The organism is Achromobacter sp. NCFB-sbj8-Ac1-l (genome assembly GCF_052695805.1).
The window spans coordinates 483,985-501,952 of sequence record NZ_CP199812.1; the positions used below are offsets into that span (position 1 = coordinate 483,985).

Here is a 17,968-nt window from a genome sequence, read left to right on the forward strand (position 1 = left end):
GCCCGGCAGCTCAGTAGCGCACCGTCAGCGAGGCGTAGAAGTTGCGGCCAGGCGCGGGGTACAGGTTGTAGTTGGCAACCGGGCCCAGCATTTCGAACGACGCGTTGCCGCCGCGGATGCCGTAGGTGGCGTACTTGCGGTCCAGCAGGTTGTTCACGCCCAGCGCGCCTTCGATGTTGCGGGTGAACTTGTAGGCCACCTTGGTATTGAAGAGCACGTAGGCGTCCAGTTCCGTCTCGAACTGGTTGGCCTGGTCGTTGTCCATGCGCGACTTGCCCACGTATTGCGCCGACACGTTCCACAGGAAGGCGTCGGTGGGGCGCCAGGTCACGCCGGCGTTGGCCAGCCACTTGGGCGCCAGCGGCACGGTCTTGCCCGACAGGTCCACGCCGGCGTAGGTGCCCGAACGGAATTGCGCTTGCATCCAGGTCACGTTGGCGTCCAGCGTGATGCTGCTGGTCAGGGCGTGGTGGCCTTCCAGCTCGACGCCTTGGCGGCGGGTCGGGTCCAGATTGGTGTTGGCGCCGGTGCCCGGGCCCCACATGCCGTCGGCCAGCGGGTTGTACTGGATTTCGTTGGTCAGGTCATAGCGGAACCACGACAGGCGGGCGCTGCTCTTGTCCGAGGCCCAGGTCACGCCCAGTTCCTTGTCGGTGGACGTCTGCGGGGCCAGCGGCGACTGCACCGACAGCGCTTCGTCGGCGTTGGGCAGGCGGAAGCTGCGGCCGACCTTGCCGTACAGGCCGAAGCCGGCGGCCAGGTCCTGGCGCACGCCCAGTTGCCAGGCGGTCAGGTGACGGCCCTTGTCCGATTCCTCGCCCGAGCCGGAAATCACTTCCAGTTTGTCCGACGCGTACTGGCGGCGCACGCCCATGGTGACGTAGGTGCTGTCGGTGGCGCGGATCTGGCCTTCGGCGAACAGGCCGTACTGGTGCTGGCGCGACTGCCACTTGGACGGTTCGAAGTCGTAGTAGGCGTTCTGGTCGGCGGTGGTCTTGGCTTCCTGCGCATCGGCGCCGAACACCAGGCTGTGGCCGCCGTTGATCGGCAGGCGGTAGCGCAGGCTGGCCAGGTTTTCCTGCAGCTTCTGGTCGCGCAGCGTGTCGCCGAAACCGTCGTACGACAGGCCGTTCAGCTTCTTCTCGCGGGTCGAGGCGTCGGCGTACAGGGTGCCCACGCCGATCTGCTGCTCGACCTGCAGGCCGAAGGTGTTGGTGGTCGTCTTGACGTAATCGACCTTGTTCTTGGAACCGCGCGGGTCGCTCTCGAACTGGTTTTCACCCGTGGTCGGGTTGATCAGGCGCGGGCCCGGCAGGTCCAGCTTCTGCGTGGTGGTGTTGCCGTACAGGCGGATCGAGCCGTTGTCGTGGCGGAACGTGATGCCACCGCCGCCGCCGTCGCGGGTTTCGCCGCTGTGGTCGCGATAGCCGTCGCTGCGCAGCGACTGCAGGTAGGCGTCCACGCCGACCTTCTGGTTGTTCATGGCCACGGCGGCGTCGTACTGGCGCAGGCCGTAGCTGCCGAAGGTGGCGGTGGCGCGGGCGGTCACCGGTTCCTTCGAGAAGTCCTTGCGGGTGATGATGTTGATCACGCCGCCGGTCGTGCCGCCGCCGTATTGCACCGAACCGCTGCCACGCACGATTTCCACGCGCTCGACCTGGTCCAGCGGCACCACGCCCAGGCTGGGGGCCGACAGGTCGTTGGTGTTCTGCTTGACGCCGTCGATCATGATCAGCGTGTTGCTGGCGCCGGTGATGCCGAAGCCGCGCAGGTCGACGATGGCGTTGTCGCTGGCGCTGCTGGTGTTGATCAGGTGGATGCCGGCCTGGGTCGACAGCAGGTCCTGCATGGTGCGCGCGCTGCTGGCGGCGATGTCCTCGGCCGTGATGACCGAGATGGACACCGGCAGCGTGCGGCCGTCGGTCGGCACGCGCTGGGCGGTGACGGTGATGGCGTCGAGTTCGGCGGGGGAGGCGGGGGCAGAGGCTTGCTGGGCTGCCGACAGGGCGGGAGCGGAACAGAGCAGGGCACCGGCGTAGCGCCGGATGGAGCGGGATTTCATCTACATAACCTCGATGCGACCCGCGACCCCGCAGGTCAATCACGATGGGGAGGCTGTCCATGCCGGCAGCGGCCCGGCAACGGGCGCCGGGGCGGACATCCTGGCGATCGAACTGGCCGGTATCGGGCTGCCATGGGCGCATTGCGCACATGGGGACCGTTGCGGGGGCAGCACAGGCTGGATGCCGGCCGGGCCTGCCTTGTGGGCGGCGAGGAGCCAGCGTCTTCCTGTTTCCCGTTTACCTTTCGCACGCGGCCGGGCAAGTGTTGCGTTCTTGCCCGCCTGTTGCGCCGAAAGCACCGGTTCGGGGCCGAAACTGTATCACCGCGGGGCGCAATCGCGCCCATTTTGTTACGATCAGGACTTGTTTTTTCGGCGTTTATCGCTTTTTAGCGACAATTGCGCAGCCTCTGGCGCCGCCCAACCCCATCCGGACCTGAACGTGTCGTATCCCCGCCTGCCTTATCCGCCCGAAAGCTATACCCGCGGCGGCGACTTCGCCCGCCTGCTTGGCCAGCGCATCCTGATCCTGGATGGGGCCATGGGCACGATGATCCAGCGCTACAAGCTGGGGGAAGCCGATTTCCGCGGCCAGCGCTTCGCCGACCACGGCAAGGACCTGAAGGGCGATAACGAGCTGCTGTCGCTGGTGCGCCCCGACGTGATTTCGGAGATCCACCGCCAGTACCTGGAAGCCGGCGCCGACGTCATCGAAACCAATACCTTCGGCGCCACGTCGATTGCGCAGGGCGACTACGACCTGCCGGAACTGGCCTATGAACTGAATCTGGTGTCGGCCCAGCTGGCGCGCGAGGCCTGTGACCAATACAGCACGCCCGACAAGCCGCGCTTCGTGGCCGGCGCGCTGGGTCCGCAGCCCAAGACCGCCTCGATCTCGCCCGACGTGAACGACCCGGGCGCGCGCAACGTCACCTTCGACGAATTGCGGGTCGCCTATATAGAACAGCTGAACGGCCTCTTGGACGGTGGCATCGACATCGTCCTGATCGAAACCATTTTCGACACGCTCAACGCCAAGGCGGCCATTTTCGCCACCGAGGAAGTGTTCGAGGAACGCGGCATCCGCCTGCCGGTCATGATTTCGGGCACGGTGACCGACGCGTCCGGCCGGATCCTGTCGGGCCAGACCGTCGAGGCCTTCTGGAACTCGGTGCGCCATGCCCGCCCGGTGACCATCGGCCTGAACTGTGCGCTGGGCGCGGCCCTGATGCGCCCCTACGTGGCCGAGCTGTCCAAGATCTGCGACACCTACGTCTGCGTGTACCCCAACGCCGGCCTGCCCAATCCGATGGCCGAGACCGGCTTTGACGAAACGCCGGCCGACACGTCGGCGCTGCTGGAAGAATTTGCCCGCGCCGGGCTGGTGAACATGTCGGGCGGCTGCTGTGGCACCACCCCGGACCACATCCGCGCCATTGCCGAGAAGGTCACGGCGCTGACGCCGCGCGTCGTGCCCGACATTCCGGTCAAGACCCGCCTGTCGGGCCTGGAGCCGCTCAACATCGACGAAGACACGCTGTACGTCAACGTCGGCGAGCGCACCAACGTGACGGGCAGCAAGATGTTCGCGCGCCTGATCCGCGAAGAAAAATACGACGAGGCGCTGGCCGTGGCCCGCCAGCAGGTCGAGAACGGCGCGCAGATCATCGACATCAACATGGACGAGGCCATGCTGGATTCGGTGGCCTGCATGCACCGCTTCCTGAACCTGATCGCGTCCGAACCCGACATCGCCCGGGTGCCGGTGATGATCGACAGCTCGAAATGGGAAGTCATCGAGACCGGCCTGAAGTGCGTGCAGGGCAAGCCGGTGGTGAACTCGATTTCCATGAAGGAGGGGCTGGAACCCTTCCGCCACCACGCCCGCCTGTGCCGCCGCTACGGCGCCGCGGTGGTGGTGATGGCGTTCGACGAACTCGGCCAGGCCGACACGCTGGAGCGCCGCAAGGAAATCTGCGGCCGCGCCTACAAGATCCTGGTCGAGGAAGAAGGCTTCCCGCCGGAAGACATCATCTTCGATCCCAACGTGTTCGCGGTCGCCACCGGCATCGACGAGCACAACCACTACGCCGTGGACTTCATCGAAGGCACGCGCTGGATCCGCGAGAACCTGCCCCACGCCCGCATTTCGGGCGGGGTGTCCAACGTCAGCTTCTCGTTCCGCGGCAACGAGCCAATGCGCGAAGCCATCCACACCGTGTTCCTGTACTACGCGGTCAAGGAAGGCATGACGATGGGCATCGTCAACGCGGGCCAGCTGGGCGTGTACGCCGACCTGGACCCGACGCTGCGCGACCTGGTCGAAGACGTGGTGCTGGACCGCGCCGTGCCGGTCGGCAAGACCGACCCGGCCGACGAACGCACCCCGACAGAACGCCTGGTGCAGTTCGCCGACACGGTGAAGGGCTCGGGCGCCAAGAAGGAAGAAGACCTGGCCTGGCGCAATGCCGAGGTCGAGGCGCGCCTGTCGCACGCGCTGGTGCACGGCATCACCGCCTTCATCGTCGAAGACACCGAAGAAGTGCGCCAGAAGATCGCCGCACGCGGCGGCCGCCCGATCGAAGTGATCGAAGGCCCGCTGATGGACGGCATGAACGTGGTGGGCGACCTGTTCGGCGAAGGCAAGATGTTCCTGCCGCAGGTGGTGAAATCGGCGCGCGTCATGAAGCAGGCCGTGGCCCACCTGATTCCGTTCATCGAAGAGGAAAAGCGCCAGATCGCGGCCGCCGGCGGCGACGTGCGCGCCAAGGGCAAGATCGTCATCGCCACGGTCAAGGGCGACGTGCACGACATCGGCAAGAACATCGTGTCGGTGGTCCTGCAATGCAATAACTTCGAAGTCGTGAACATGGGCGTGATGGTGCCCTGCGCCCAGATCCTGGAAAAGGCCAAGGAAGAGAATGCCGACATCGTCGGCCTGTCCGGCCTGATCACGCCCAGCCTCGAGGAAATGGCCTACGTCGCCTCGGAAATGCAGCGCGACGAGTACTTCCGCAGCCGCAAGGTGCCGCTGATGATCGGCGGCGCCACCACCAGCCGCGTGCACACTGCCGTGAAGATCGCGCCGAACTACGAAGGTCCGGTGATCTACGTGCCGGACGCCAGCCGTTCGGTCGGCGTGGCCACCAACCTGATGTCGGACCAGGCGGACGCCTACCTGGCCGAACTGGCCGAGGAATACGAGGACGTGCGCCGCCGCCACGCCAACCGCAAGGCCACGCCGATCCTGCCGCTGGCCGAGGCGCGCGCCTCGCGGCCGCAGATCGACTGGGACGCCTACACGCCGCCGCGGCCCAAGTTCATCGGCCGCCGTACCTTCAAGAGCTACGACCTGGCTGAAATATCCAAGTACGTGGACTGGGGCCCGTTCTTCCAGACCTGGAGCCTGTTCGGGCCGTTCCCGGCGATTCTGGACGACAAGGTCGTGGGCGAGCAGGCCCGCAAGGTCTACGCCGACGGCCAGGCCATGATGAAGCGCATCGTCGAAGGCCGCTGGCTGACCGCCAACGGCGTGGTCGGCTTCTACCCGGCCAACAGCGTCAACGATGAAGACATCGAGGTCTACAAGGACGAAACCCGCAGCGAAGTGCTGTTCACCTACCGCAACCTGCGCCAGCAGGGCGCCAAGCGCGAAGGCGTCAGCAACAAGTCGCTGTCGGACTTCATTGCGCCCAAGTCCAGCGGCAAGCTGGACTACATCGGCATGTTCGCGGTCACGGCCGGCCTGGGCATCGAAAAGAAGGAAGCCGAATTCGAGAAGGCGCTGGACGACTATTCCAGCATCATGCTCAAGTCGCTGGCCGACCGCCTGGCCGAAGCCTTCGCCGAATGCCTGCACGCTCGCGTGCGCCAGGACCTGTGGGGCTATGCGGCCGACGAGGCGCTGTCCAACGAAGACATGATCGCCGAGAAATACGTGGGCATCCGCCCGGCGCCCGGCTACCCGGCCTGCCCGGAACACGTCATCAAGACCGACATGTTCCGCGTGCTGGACGGCGCCGACATCGGCATGATGCTGACCGACAGCTACGCCATGTTCCCGGCGTCCAGCGTATCGGGCTTTTACTTCAGCCACCCGCAGTCGCAGTATTTCAACGTCGGCATCATCGGCGAAGACCAGTTGCAGGACTACGCCGCCCGCAGCGGCCGCAGCCTGGAAGACCTCAAGCGCACCCTGGCGCCGAACCTGGGCTGATCCCGCCCCAGGCCGCAGTCCCCAAGCGCCGCCCCGGCTCGTCCGGCGCGGCGCTTTGTTTTGTCCCCGATGGTTCACCACCCTGATAGTGGTAAACCATGATGTGCCAAATTGGTAAACCAAATAATATTTGGTCCAACCACTTTTAACTGCCATGACACTACAACTGATCCCCAAGCCCGAGGAACCCGCCGCCAGGCCCGTGGCCGACCGTGCCTACCTGCGGCTGGCCGCGCAGATCCAGGCGCTGGTCGCCCAGGGAGAATTCGCGGTGGGCAAGCGCCTGCCGGCCGAGCGCGCGCTGGCCGAACGCTTCGACGTCAGCCGCACCTCGCTGCGCGAGGCCATCATCGCGCTGGAACTGCAGGGCGTGGTGGAAGTGCGCGGCGGCTCGGGCATCTATGTCTGCGAACCGCCCGCCGGCGTGGCCCGCCTGCCGGCCACGCAAGAGCCGGGCGCCGGGCCTTTCGAACTGCTGCGCGCCCGCTGCCTGATCGAATCCGAAATCGCCGCGCTGGCGGCCACCACCCGCAACGACGCCGACCTGGACCGCATCTTCGAAGCGCTGACGACCATGCGCGAACAGATGATGAACAAGGCGGCCAACGAGGCCGCCGACCGGGCCTTTCACCTGTACATCGCGCAGTCCACGGGCAACAGCGTGCTGCTGGGCACGGTATCGGCGATGTGGGACCAGGCCCAGGGACCCATCTGGGAAAAGATCGAACAGCATTTCCACACCCAGGAATTGCGCCAGGCCTCGCAGGAAGACCACCAGCGCATCTTCAGCGCCCTGGTGGCCCGCGATGCGGACGGCGCGCGCCTGGCCATGCGCGGCCATCTGGAACGCGTCATCGGCGAATTCGCGCAAGGGTGGCGCTAACGCGGCAACGGCAGGCGGCCCCCGGCTGAGCGCGGAAGATACCGCGCCCCGGAATCGGGCTGATTCGAATCAGGAGACAAGCAATGCAGCAAACGAACAAGGGGAGCCGCACCGGGACAGGTGGGGCGGCCATCCGTGGGGCGGCCATCCGTGGGGCGGCGCGTCGCGTGCGGGCCCTTCGCACGGCGGCCAGCGCGCTGTCGGCAGGCCTGCTGGCCGTCTGCGCGCTGGCCGCGCCTGCGTCGGCGCAGCAGGCGCCCGCCGTGGGCCAGAGCCCGCGCATCGATGCCATCCGCAAGGCCGGTGAACTGCGCGTGGGCGTGCTGCAGAACGCGCCCTGGCTGATCCAGGACGTGTCCGGCCGCGGCGGCGAAGCCTGGAGCGGCCCGGCCTGGCTGCTCGCCAAGGAATACGCCCGCCAACTGGGTGTGACGCTGACCGCCGTGCCGGTGTCGCACGAAACCAAGGTGCCGGTGCTGGCGGCCAACCAGGTCGACATGACCATCAGCCCCCTGGCCGAAACGCCCGAGCGCCTGAAGGTCGTGGACTTCGTGCTGTATTCGTCGACCAGTGTGTGCATGTTCGGTCTGGCGGCCAATCCCAAGCTGGCCGCGGCCAAGTCGGTGGACGACCTGAACCGGCCCGACGTCACCATCGCCTACTTCACCGGCGGGGCCGAAGAGGCCTGGGTCAAGCAGCGCTTTCCGCAGGCCCGGCTGCGCGCCGTGGCCAATTCGGGCGCCACCGCGCCCATCGAGGAAATCATGGCCAGGCGCGCCGATGCGGCGCCCATCAACCGGGTGCCCTGGGTGGGGCTGAACCGCAAGGTGCGCGGACTGGCCGTGCTGCCGGCCGAGGCCAATTGCCAGCAAAGCACCGAAAAGGCCTCGCCGGTGGGCCTGGCGATCGACAAGCACCAGCCTGAATTCCTGGCCTGGCTGCGACAAGTGGCGGTAGCGATGAAGCCGCGCCTGGATGCCGACGAAATGCGCATCATCGAACAGAGTCCGTAAGCGGCCGGGCCGCTATTTCCAGCAGCACACCCCGACAACACACACCGATTTTCCGACCCCGCGCAAGGCGCGCGCGGCCCGGGCGCCTGCCCGTGGCCACGCGCGGCCGTATCCGGCGCAAACCGCCGGGCTTCCCTCCAAGGAGACAGCAATGCAACAGCCTTATTTCCTTCGTCTTGCCGCCGCGGCCCTGCTGCTGGCCTCGGCATCCGTGGCCCAGGCGCAGACGCCGCCCGCGCCCGGCGAAAGCCCGCGCATCGACGCCATCCGCAAGGCCGGCGTGCTGCGCGTGGGCGTGGTGAACAATCCGCCCTGGCTGGTGCAGAACACCAGCGGCTCGGGCGAACCGTGGATGGGGTCGTCGTGGCTGCTGGGCAAGGAATTCGCGCGCCTGCTGGACGTGAAGATCGTGCCGGTGCAGGTCAGCCACGAAACCAAGGTGCCAGCGCTGATCGCCAACCAGATGGACGTAATGATCGGGCCGCTGAACCAGAACGCCGAACGCGCCAAGATCATCGACTTCGTGACCTTCTCGAACACCAGCGTGTGCATGTTCGGGCTGGCGTCCAACCCCAAGTTCACCAACGCCACCAAGGTCGAGGACTTCAACCAGCCCGGCATCACCATGGCGTACTTCTCCGGCGCCGGCGAAGAACCGCTGGTGCTGGAAAACTTTCCGAAGGCCAAGCTGCGCGGCGTGACCAATTCGGGTTCGGTCGCGCCCATCGAGGAAGTGCTGGCCGGCCGTTCCGACGTGGCGCCGCTGAACCGCATGCTCTGGCCCAACATCAGCAAGAAGGTCAAGGGCCTGGCCGTGTTCCCCAAGGAAAACGACTGCCAGGACAGCAAGATCTTCGCGATCGACGCCGGCATGGGCGTGGCCAAGGGCCAGCCCGTGTACCTGGAATGGCTGCGCAAGGTCGAAGCGCGCATGCATCCCGAGCTGGTCGCCGAAGAGCGCCGCATGACCCAGCAGCTGAAATAAGGCGGACGCCATGCTCAATTGCGCAATCCATGGGGCCGAAGACCTGCGGCTGGTCGAACAGGCGCCCGAACCCCTGGGCCCGACCGAGGTGCGGGTCGGCGTCAAGGCGGTGGGCATCTGCGGGTCGGACCTGCATTACTACCGCCACGGCCGGGTGGGCGACTTCGTCATCCGCGAACCGCTGACACCGGGGCACGAGGCCTCGGGCCAGGTGCTGGAAATCGGCGCGGCGGTGACGGCCGTCAAGCCGGGCGACCGCGTGGCGCTGGACCCGGCCCGCACCTGCGGCGTGTGCCGTTACTGCCGCCAGGGAGATTCCAATCACTGCGAGGCGGTGTTCTTCTTCGGCAGCGCCAGCCGCTATCCGCACATGCAGGGCGCGATGCGCGAGCAGGTGGTGGTAGAGGAAAAGCAGTGCCTGCCGGTGCCCGACAGCCTGTCGTTCGAGCTGGCCGCCTTTGGCGAACCGCTGGCCGTGGCGCTGCACGCGGTGCACAGCGCCGGCTCGTTGCTGGGCAAGACGGTCATGGTGGTGGGCGCCGGGCCCATCGGCGCGCTGGTGATGATGGCGGCGAAGCTGGCGGGCGCCAGCCAGCTGATCGTGGTCGACATCGTCGACCAGACGCTGGCCACCTGCGCCAAGGTGGGCGCCACGCGCACCATCAACGCGGCCACCGACCCGGCGGCACTGGAGGCGCTGGCGGCGGGCAAGGGCACGGTCGACGTGTGCTTCGAGGCATCGGGCAATTACGCCGGCCTGGCCAACTGCATCCGCGCGGCGCGCCCGCGCGGCACCATCGTCACGGTGGGCACGCTAAGCGGCAGCAGCGAGCAGTGCCCCTTCAACCAGATCATGGTCAAGAGCCTGCACGTCATCGGCAGCTTCCGCTTCGTCGATGAATACGCCTGGGCTGTGGATTACCTGAGCCGCGGCCTGGTGGACGTGGCGCCGCTCCTGACGGCGGCCATTCCCGCACGCCAGGCGCACGAGGCCTTTGCGCTGGCGGCCGACCGGCGCCAGGCCATGAAAGTGATGGTGACGTTCTGAGCCGGTCCGCGTTCCTGTCCGTACGGAGATTCCATGGACTTTGATTTTTCACCCATCGTCGAGAACTGGCGCTTCTTTGCCGGCGGCCTGGGCATCACGGTGGCGCTCAGCGCGGTCACCGCGGTGTCCAGCATCCTGCTGGGGCTGGTGATCGCGCTCTTGCGCCTGTACGGGCCGCGCTGGCTGCGCGTGCTGCTGGTGTTCTACATCGACAGCATGCGCGCCATTCCGGTGCTGGTCGTGCTGGTGTGGATCTACTTCGCCTTCCCGCTGCTGGCCGGCGTGAACTTCGCGCCGTTCTGGGCCGCGCTGGTGGCGCTGACCCTGCACATCGCGGCCTATTCGGCCGAGGTGATCCGCGCCGGCATCGAATCGGTGCGTCCGGGGCAGATGCGCGCCGGGCTGGCGCTGGGCATGTCGCGGGCCCAGGCGCTGCGCAAGATCATCCTGCCGCAGGCCACCATCCGCATGCTGCCGGCCTTCGGGTCGGTGCTGACGGTGGCCATCAAGGATACGGCGATCGCCACGGTGATCGCCGTGCCGGAACTGATGCACAAGGCCGAAACCATCGCCGGGCAGAGCTACCGGCCCATCGAGGTGTTCACCGCCGTGATCGTGGCGTACTTCGTGATCCTGTTCCCGGTGACCCGCGGCGTCGACCGCCTGTACCAACGCTACGCACATCTGGGGCGCTCATGAACTTGGACTGGGGAATTATCTGGGACTCGCGCCAGGTCCTGCTGCAGGGCGCGGCCATGACCGTGATGCTGACGGTGGTGACCATGGCGCTGGCCGTGCCCGGCGGCATCGTGCTGGCGCTGATGCGGCTGTCGTCCAACCGCCTGGCCAACGGCGTCGCAGTGGCCATCGTCGAGTTCTTTCGCAACCTGCCGCTGATCCTGGTGATCTATTGGGCGTTCTACGTCATGCCGATGGCGCTGGACGTGCAGTTCTCGGCGGTGACGACCGCGCTGGTGGCGCTGGTGCTGAACGTGTCGGCCTACAACTCCGAGACCTTCCGCGCCGGCATCAATTCCATCCGCAAGGGGCAGATGGAAGCCGCGCTGGCGATGGGCATGTCGCACCGCCAGGCCATGTTCAAGGTGCTGATCCCGCAAGCGGCACGGCGCATCCTGCCGGTGCTGGCCAGCACCTGGATCTCGCTGTTCAAGGATACGTCGCTGGTGTCGGTCATTGCGGTCAGCGAGCTGGCCTACGCCTCGATGCAGGTGCGCGCGCAGAGTTTCCGCGTGCTGGAGATGCTGACCGCGATGGCGGTGATCTATTGGCTGATGGGGTATCCGCAGGCCAAGCTGGTCGACTGGATCCATCGCAAATACGGAGTCAAGGAATGAACGAGATGATCCTGGAACAACAGGCGGTGGGCGCGGCGGCTGCCGCCGCGGCGCGCAAAGGCGCCGACCAGCCGCCGGTGCTGGTCTATGAAAACGTGCGCAAGGTCTATGGCGACTTCGTGGCGCTGGGCGACGTGTCGCTGCAGGTCAACAAGGGCGAGGTGATGTGCCTGATCGGGCCGTCCGGTTCGGGCAAGTCCACGCTGCTTCGCTGCACCAACGCGCTTGAAAAGCTGGATGGCGGCCGCGTGCTGCTGGACGGCGTGGCGCTGCCCGAGGCCGAATCCGAAGTGCGCAAGGTGCGCCAGCGCATGGGCATGGTGTTCCAGAGCTTCGAGCTGTTTCCGCACAAGTCGGCGCTGGACAACGTGGCCATGGGCCCCATCACGGTGCTGGGCATGGCGCCGGACGCGGCCCGCGCTCGCGCCCAGGCGCTTCTGGAAAAGGTGGGCCTGGCGGCCAAGGCCGGCAACTTTCCGGCCAACCTGTCGGGCGGCCAGCAGCAGCGCGTGGCGATCGCGCGCGCCCTGGCGATGGAGCCGGAGGTGATGCTGTTCGACGAGCCGACGTCGGCGCTGGACCCCGAGACGGTGGGCGAAGTGCTCAACGTCATGAAGAAGCTGGCGCAAGAGGGCATGACCATGATCGTCGTGACCCACGAAATGAGTTTTGCCAAGCGCGTGGCCAACTGGGTAGTGGTGTTCGAGAACGGCGCCATCCTGGAGCAAGGCCCGCCCACGCAGATTTTCGACAACCCGCAGGTCGCCCGTACCCGCGACTTCCTCAGCCACCTGGGCTGGGAAGGCTGAACATTCTCCCGTCCTTACGGAATCCATGATGAAAATTACGAACGCACGCGTCATTGTTTGTTCGCCGGGCCGCAATTTCGTGACCCTGAAAATCGAAACCGACCAGGGCCTGACCGGCATCGGCGATGCCACCCTGAACGGACGCGAGCTGGCCGTGGCGGCCTACCTGACCGAACACGTGGTGCCCTGCCTGATCGGCCGCGACGCGCACCAGATCGAGGACATCTGGCAGTACCTGTACAAGGGCGCCTACTGGCGCCGGGGCCCCGTCACCATGACAGCCATCGCCGCGGTGGACACGGCGCTGTGGGACCTGAAGGCCAAGGCCGCCGGCCTGCCGCTGTACCAGCTGCTGGGCGGCAAGAGCCGCACCGGCGTGATGGTCTACGGCCATGCCAACGGCAGCGACATCGAGCACACGGTCGACGAGGTGCTGCGCTACGCCGACATGGGCTACCGCGCCATCCGTGCGCAAAGCGGCGTACCGGGCCTGGACAAGGTCTACGGCGTGGGCCGCGGCAACCTGTTCTACGAGCCCGCCGACAGCGACCTGCCCAGCGAGCACGACTGGTCCACCGAGAAATACCTGCAGCACACGCCCAAGCTGTTCGAGCGCATTCGCGAAAAGCTGGGGTTCGACCACCATCTGCTGCACGACGTGCACCACCGCCTGACGCCGATCGAAGCGGGCCGGCTGGGCAAGTCGCTCGAACCCTACAACCTGTTCTGGATGGAAGACGCCACGCCGGCCGAGAACCAGGAGGCCTTCCGCCTGGTCCGCCAGCACACCACCACACCGCTGGCGGTGGGCGAGATCTTCAATTCGATCTGGGACTGCAAGGACCTGGTGCAGAACCAGCTGATCGACTTCATCCGCACGACCGTGGTGCACGCCGGCGGCATCACCCACCTGCGGCGCATTGCGGACCTGGCATCGCTGTACCAGGTGCGCACCGGCTGCCACGGGGCCACCGACCTGTCGCCCGTATGCATGGGCGCGGCGCTGCACTTCGACCTGTGGGTGCCCAATTTCGGCATCCAGGAATACATGCGCCACACCGATGAAACGGATGCCGTGTTCCCGCACGCCTACACCTTCGACCAGGGCATGCTGTACCCCGGCGACGTGCCGGGCCACGGCGTGGATATCGACGAGAAGCTGGCCGCCAAGTACCCGTACAAGCGCGCCTATCTGCCGGTGAACCGGCTGCAGCAGGATGGGACGTTATGGAACTGGTAGCGCGGCAGCCTGACCCGGCGCAACCGGGCGCGGCGCAACCCGCCGTCCGCCTGCATCCGTCACGGTTGGCGGGGCTGGTGCCCGACGTGGCGCGGCCGGCCTACGATCGCGCGGCGCTGCGCACCGGCATCGTGCACCTGGGGCTGGGCGCGTTCGCGCGCGGCCACCTGGCGGCGGTGAACGAAGCGGCGCTGCATGCCGGCGGTGAGCTGGCATGGGGCCTGTGCGGCGTGTCGCTGCGCCAGGCCGACACCCGCGATGCGCTGGCGCCGCAGGGCGGTCTGTACACGCTGGCGTTGCGCAGCGCCGATGCCCAGGGGCAGCCGCGCCAGCAGCTGGCCGTGATCGGCTGCCTGCTGGAAACGCTGGTGGCGCCCGAAGATCCACAAGCCGTGCTGGCGCGCATCGCTGCCGCCGACACACGCATCGTCAGCCTGACGGTGACCGAGAAGGGCTATTGCCACGATCCGGCCAGCGGCGCGCTGAATTTCAAGCACCCGGACATCGTCCATGACCTGGGCCAGCCAGCCGCGCCGCGCAGCGCTATCGGCTTCCTGGTGTGGGGGCTGCAACGCCGGCGCGCGGCGGGCCTGGGCCCGCTGACGCTGCTGTCGCTGGACAATCTGCCATCCAACGGCCGCCTGCTGCGCGGTCTGGTGCTGGCGTTTGCCGCGCAGGTGGATGCAGGCCTGGCCGATTGGATCGGGCAGGCCTGCACCTTCCCGTGCTCGATGGTGGATCGCATCGTGCCGCGTACGACGGACGAGGACCGCGTTGCTGTGACGCAGGCGCTGGGCCTGGCGGATGCCTGGCCCGTGCTGGCCGAGCCGTATCTGGAATGGGTGGTGGAAGACGAATTCGCCGCCGGCCGTCCGGATTGGGCGGTGGGCGGGGCGCGCTTCGTGGCCGAGGCGGCGCCGTTCGAGACGCTGAAACTGCGCATGGTGAACGGCGCGCATTCGGCGCTGGCCTATCTGTCGGTGATGGCGGGTTGGAGCACGGTGGACCAGGCGGTGGCGCAACCGCTGTTGCGGCGCTATCTGGCCGGGCTGATGCAGACGGAGATCGCACCGACCTTGCCTGCGTTGCCGGGGTTGGACCTGGCGCAGTACCAGCAGCGGCTGTTGCAGCGCTATGCCAATCCGGCGCTCAAGCACCAGACGCGGCAGATCGCCATGGACGGATCGCAGAAAATGCCGCAGCGGTTGCTGGGCACGGTGCGCGACCGGCTGGCGGCGGATCAGCCGATTGCGGGGCTGGCGCTGGCGGTGGCGGGCTGGCTGCACTTTCTGCGCGGGGTGGACCAGGCGGGGCGCCGCTACAACATCGACGATCCGCTGGCAGACGTGTTGGCAGCGCGGCTGGATCTGGCGGAACAGGCGGCGCGGGCTGCCGGGCCGGGGCCGGCAGCGGCGTCGGCCTGGACGGTGCAGATGACGGGCCTGTCTGCGGTATTTGGCGACCTGGGCGAAGACGCGCGCTTCGTGCGGGCGGTGGCGCAGGCGGTGCAGTCGCTGCGCACGCTGGGCGTGGCGGGGGCGCTGGAAGCCACGCTGGCGGTCATGCCGGACGCGTCGTAGCAGGAGAACTGGCCTGAAGGAACTGGCCTGAAGGAACTGGCCTGAAGGAGCTGGCCTGACTTCAGGTCCGAAGTCAGGCCAGTAAATCAGGCCGACAAATCAGGCTGGAAATTCAGGCCGAGGTCGGCGGCGCCAACCGTCCCAGCACGCCCTCCAGCGCCAGGCCGATCGCCAGCACCTGGCGGTCGTCGCCCGGCAAGCCATCCACCTCCAGCCCGATCGGCAATCCGCTTTCAGACAGGCCGGCGGGCAGGCTCAAGCCGGGCAGGCCCGCATTGCTGCCGGGGTCGACGTTGCGCGCCAGCCGCAGGAATGTCTCCAGGCTGCTGGCTTCCGGCGCGGCGACCGGCGGGAGGACCGGCACGGTGGGAAACAGCAGGCCATGCAGGCCATGCGCCTGGAACGCGCGCCGATAGACATCGATGAGCGCATTGCGATGCACCGCCATCGCGCTGTCGTACAGCGGCTGCAACGCCAGCAATTCGCCGGTCGGCGTGGGCAGCACGCCCGGCACGACCAGGTTGTCGAAGATGCCCTTGACGTCGGGGCTGGCAATCTGCGCCACGACGTCCTCGAAACTCACGCCGACCTCGTAGCGTTGCAGGTACGCGATGAGATCCACTTTCTGTTCATGCAGGCAGATCGGCATGCCGCTGGCGGCGTTGCTGGCTTCCAGGCCGGGCATGTCCATGGCAATCAGGGTGACGCCGGCCGCGCGCAGCTTGTCCAGGGCGGCCTGCGTGGTGGCCTGCACCTGCGGGTCCAGGTCCTGCCAGAAGTAGGCGGGCAGGCCCAGGCGCAGGTCCGTGGGGCGCAGGGCGGGCAGGGGCGAGTGGTCGCCGGTCAGCACGGCATCGAGCAGCGCGATGTCGGCCATGCTGTTGGCGATGGGGCCGGGGGTGTCGCGGGTGTGCGAAATCGGGGTAATGCCGGCGCCGTCGTAGCGGCCCACCGACGGGCGCAAGCCCACGGCGCCATTGAGCGCAGCCGGCAGGCGCACCGAGGCGCCCGTGTCGGTGCCCAGGGCGGCCGGCACCAGGCGTGCGCCCACGGCAGCGCCGCTGCCCGAGGACGAGCCGCCGGCGATGCGTTCGGGGTCGTAGGCGTTGCGGGTGCCGGCGCCCCGCGAGCCGGGATAGGCAGCGTTGTAGCCCGAGACGCCGAAAGCCAGTTCATGCATGTGGGCCTTGCCGACGATGATGGCGCCGGCATCGCGCAGGCGCTGCACGACGGGCGCGTCCTGGGCGGGGCGGAAGTCGTGCAAGGCCGGGGTGCCGGCGGTATTGGGCAAGCCGGCGACGTGGATGTTGTCTTTGATGGCCAGGGGCACGCCTTCCAGGGGGCGTGGGGCGCGGCCGGCGGCGCGTGCGGCGTCGGCGGCCCGGGCCTGGGCCAGGGCACCGTCCGTGTCCACGGTGATGAAGGCATTGAGATCCTGGCGGGACGCGATGCGGTCCAGGCAGGCTTGGGTCAGTGCCTCGCTGGTGATCTTGCCGTCGCGAAGCCGGGCTGCGGCTTCGGTGAGGGTGGGGCAGGCGGCAGGCGTCTGGGGGACGGGCATGGCGGGTTGTCTCCTTCTTGTCGGTTCGATTCTTTCGGTGCAGTCCCGATCTATACAGGGTGGACTGTGGTGCTGTCGAGCGCGGGCCGCCGAGGCGCTAAGATAGGCGGCACTTATACACGTACAAGCCTGCCTCTTATCCTGGTATGACTACTTCCCCCCAAGCCGGCGCGGCCGGCCACGAAGGCTCCCGCCTGCGCCGCCAGGCGCTGGGCGAATTCGTGCGCAGCGCCCGCTCGCGCATCACGCCGCAGATGGCCGGGCTGCCGGAAGGCATGCGGCGGCGCACGCCGGGGCTGCGGCGCGAAGAGGTGGCGCAGCTGTGCGGAATCAGCGTCACCTGGTACACGTGGATCGAGCAGGGGCGCGAGGTATCGGTGTCGCCGTCGGTGTGGTCGCGGATCGCGGGAGTGCTGCAGTTGGCGCGGGCCGAGCGGGCTTACCTGTTCGATCTGGCGGATTGCGCGGATCCGCAGCATGCGCGGGACGACGCGATGGGGGCGCCGGGGTCGTTGCGCGAGTGCGTGGATGCGATCACGGCGCCAGCTTACGTGCTGGACCGGGCCTGGAATGTGCTGGCCTGTAATGGGCCGTTGCGGGATCTGTTCGATGACTGGCCGGCGCGGGATCCTGAGCCGAATCTGCTGCGCTATATCTTTCTGGATCCGGCGGCGCGGGAGCTGGTAGTGGATTGGGAGCAGCGGGCGCGCCGTGTCGTCGCGGAATTTCGAGCGGATGCGGGGGCGCATCTGGACGAGCCGGCGGTGCTTGCCTTAATCGATGCGTTGAATCGGCAGAGTGCGGTGTTTGCGCATTGGTGGAATCGGCATGCTGTCGTTGAGCGGGAAGGGGGGTTGCGGGAGTTTTCTCATCCGCGGCGGGGGCGGATGGGGTTTCAGCAGATTACGTTCCGGTTGGCTACGCATCTGGATTTGAAGTTGGTGATGTTGTTGGGGGATAGCGTGGGTTCTTAAGCCGCGCGTGCCGGGGCAGGCGGGGTGAGGGCGGGGCTACGATTGCGGTCCGGAGCCTTCGCTCCGGACTGCCCCGTTGTCATCCTCGTACAGGCCTTCGGCCTTCCCTACGGATTCCCTCGGGCGCAATCTACACGCCCCGCCCTCACCCCGCCTGCCCCGTCACGCGCTCTTGATGTGACTTAGTCGCGGCCGCTGGGGCGGTCAGTGTGTTTGGCATGCTAGCCAACATCGGAGGGGGG

The 17,968-nt window shown here is 67.3% G+C and carries 13 protein-coding genes; 11 read left to right on the plus strand and 2 right to left on the minus strand.

Annotated features, from left to right (window positions below):
* Positions 1-10: 10 nt before the first annotated feature.
* Positions 11-2,062, minus strand: a complete 2,052-nt coding sequence (locus ACUDP5_RS02325) for a TonB-dependent receptor (protein ID WP_445658071.1) — start codon at positions 2,060-2,062, stop codon at positions 11-13.
* Between the two features lie 442 nt (positions 2,063-2,504).
* Between ACUDP5_RS02325 and metH the strand changes: the two genes are divergently transcribed.
* The 10 genes from metH to ACUDP5_RS02375 all read left to right on the plus strand — a co-directional run bounded on the left by metH (position 2,505) and on the right by ACUDP5_RS02375 (position 15,191).
* Positions 2,505-6,278 (plus strand): methionine synthase, encoded by a 3,774-nt coding sequence (gene metH / locus ACUDP5_RS02330; protein ID WP_445658072.1) that lies wholly within the window; start codon positions 2,505-2,507, stop codon positions 6,276-6,278.
* Between the two features lie 154 nt (positions 6,279-6,432).
* The gene (locus tag ACUDP5_RS02335) at positions 6,433-7,161 is read left to right on the plus strand and encodes a FadR/GntR family transcriptional regulator (RefSeq protein WP_263915211.1); all 729 of its coding nucleotides are present in this window, start codon (positions 6,433-6,435) and stop codon (positions 7,159-7,161) included.
* A gap of 83 nt (positions 7,162-7,244) precedes the next feature.
* Positions 7,245-8,174 carry a substrate-binding periplasmic protein gene (locus ACUDP5_RS02340; RefSeq protein WP_445658073.1) on the plus strand — a complete coding sequence of 310 codons (930 nt, stop codon included), beginning with the start codon at positions 7,245-7,247 and terminating at the stop codon, positions 8,172-8,174.
* A 151-nt stretch (positions 8,175-8,325) separates the two neighbouring features.
* Positions 8,326-9,159 (plus strand): substrate-binding periplasmic protein, encoded by an 834-nt coding sequence (locus ACUDP5_RS02345; protein ID WP_025135581.1) that lies wholly within the window; start codon positions 8,326-8,328, stop codon positions 9,157-9,159.
* 10 nt (positions 9,160-9,169) lie between these two features.
* On the plus strand, positions 9,170-10,207 hold the full coding sequence (locus tag ACUDP5_RS02350) for an L-idonate 5-dehydrogenase (protein ID WP_445658074.1): 1,038 nt from the start codon (positions 9,170-9,172) through the stop codon (positions 10,205-10,207).
* A gap of 33 nt (positions 10,208-10,240) precedes the next feature.
* A complete protein-coding gene (locus tag ACUDP5_RS02355) occupies positions 10,241-10,906 on the plus strand; it encodes an amino acid ABC transporter permease (protein ID WP_025135583.1) in 666 nt (221 codons plus the stop codon).
* Entirely contained in the window at positions 10,903-11,562 is a 660-nt protein-coding gene (locus tag ACUDP5_RS02360) for an amino acid ABC transporter permease (RefSeq protein WP_445658075.1), read from the plus strand. The genes ACUDP5_RS02355 and ACUDP5_RS02360 overlap by 4 nt, the downstream gene beginning before the upstream one ends.
* Entirely contained in the window at positions 11,559-12,371 is an 813-nt protein-coding gene (locus tag ACUDP5_RS02365; RefSeq protein WP_445658076.1) for an amino acid ABC transporter ATP-binding protein, read from the plus strand. Before ACUDP5_RS02360 ends, ACUDP5_RS02365 begins: the two co-directional genes overlap by 4 nt.
* Before the next feature lie 28 nt (positions 12,372-12,399).
* Entirely contained in the window at positions 12,400-13,611 is a 1,212-nt protein-coding gene (manD, locus tag ACUDP5_RS02370; RefSeq protein WP_445659119.1) for a D-mannonate dehydratase ManD, read from the plus strand.
* Entirely contained in the window at positions 13,599-15,191 is a 1,593-nt protein-coding gene (locus tag ACUDP5_RS02375; RefSeq protein ID WP_445658077.1) for a mannitol dehydrogenase family protein, read from the plus strand. The genes manD and ACUDP5_RS02375 overlap by 13 nt, the downstream gene beginning before the upstream one ends.
* A gap of 112 nt (positions 15,192-15,303) precedes the next feature.
* Here the strand turns inward: ACUDP5_RS02375 and iaaH are convergent, their stop codons facing one another.
* Positions 15,304-16,752: an indoleacetamide hydrolase gene (gene iaaH / locus ACUDP5_RS02380; RefSeq protein WP_445658078.1), complete on the minus strand. Its 1,449-nt coding sequence runs from the start codon at positions 16,750-16,752 to the stop codon at positions 15,304-15,306.
* Positions 16,753-16,898: 146 nt separating this feature from the next.
* Between iaaH and ACUDP5_RS02385 the strand changes: the two genes are divergently transcribed.
* On the plus strand, positions 16,899-17,726 hold the full coding sequence (locus ACUDP5_RS02385; protein ID WP_263915206.1) for a helix-turn-helix transcriptional regulator: 828 nt from the start codon (positions 16,899-16,901) through the stop codon (positions 17,724-17,726).
* Positions 17,727-17,968: the final 242 nt, after the last annotated feature.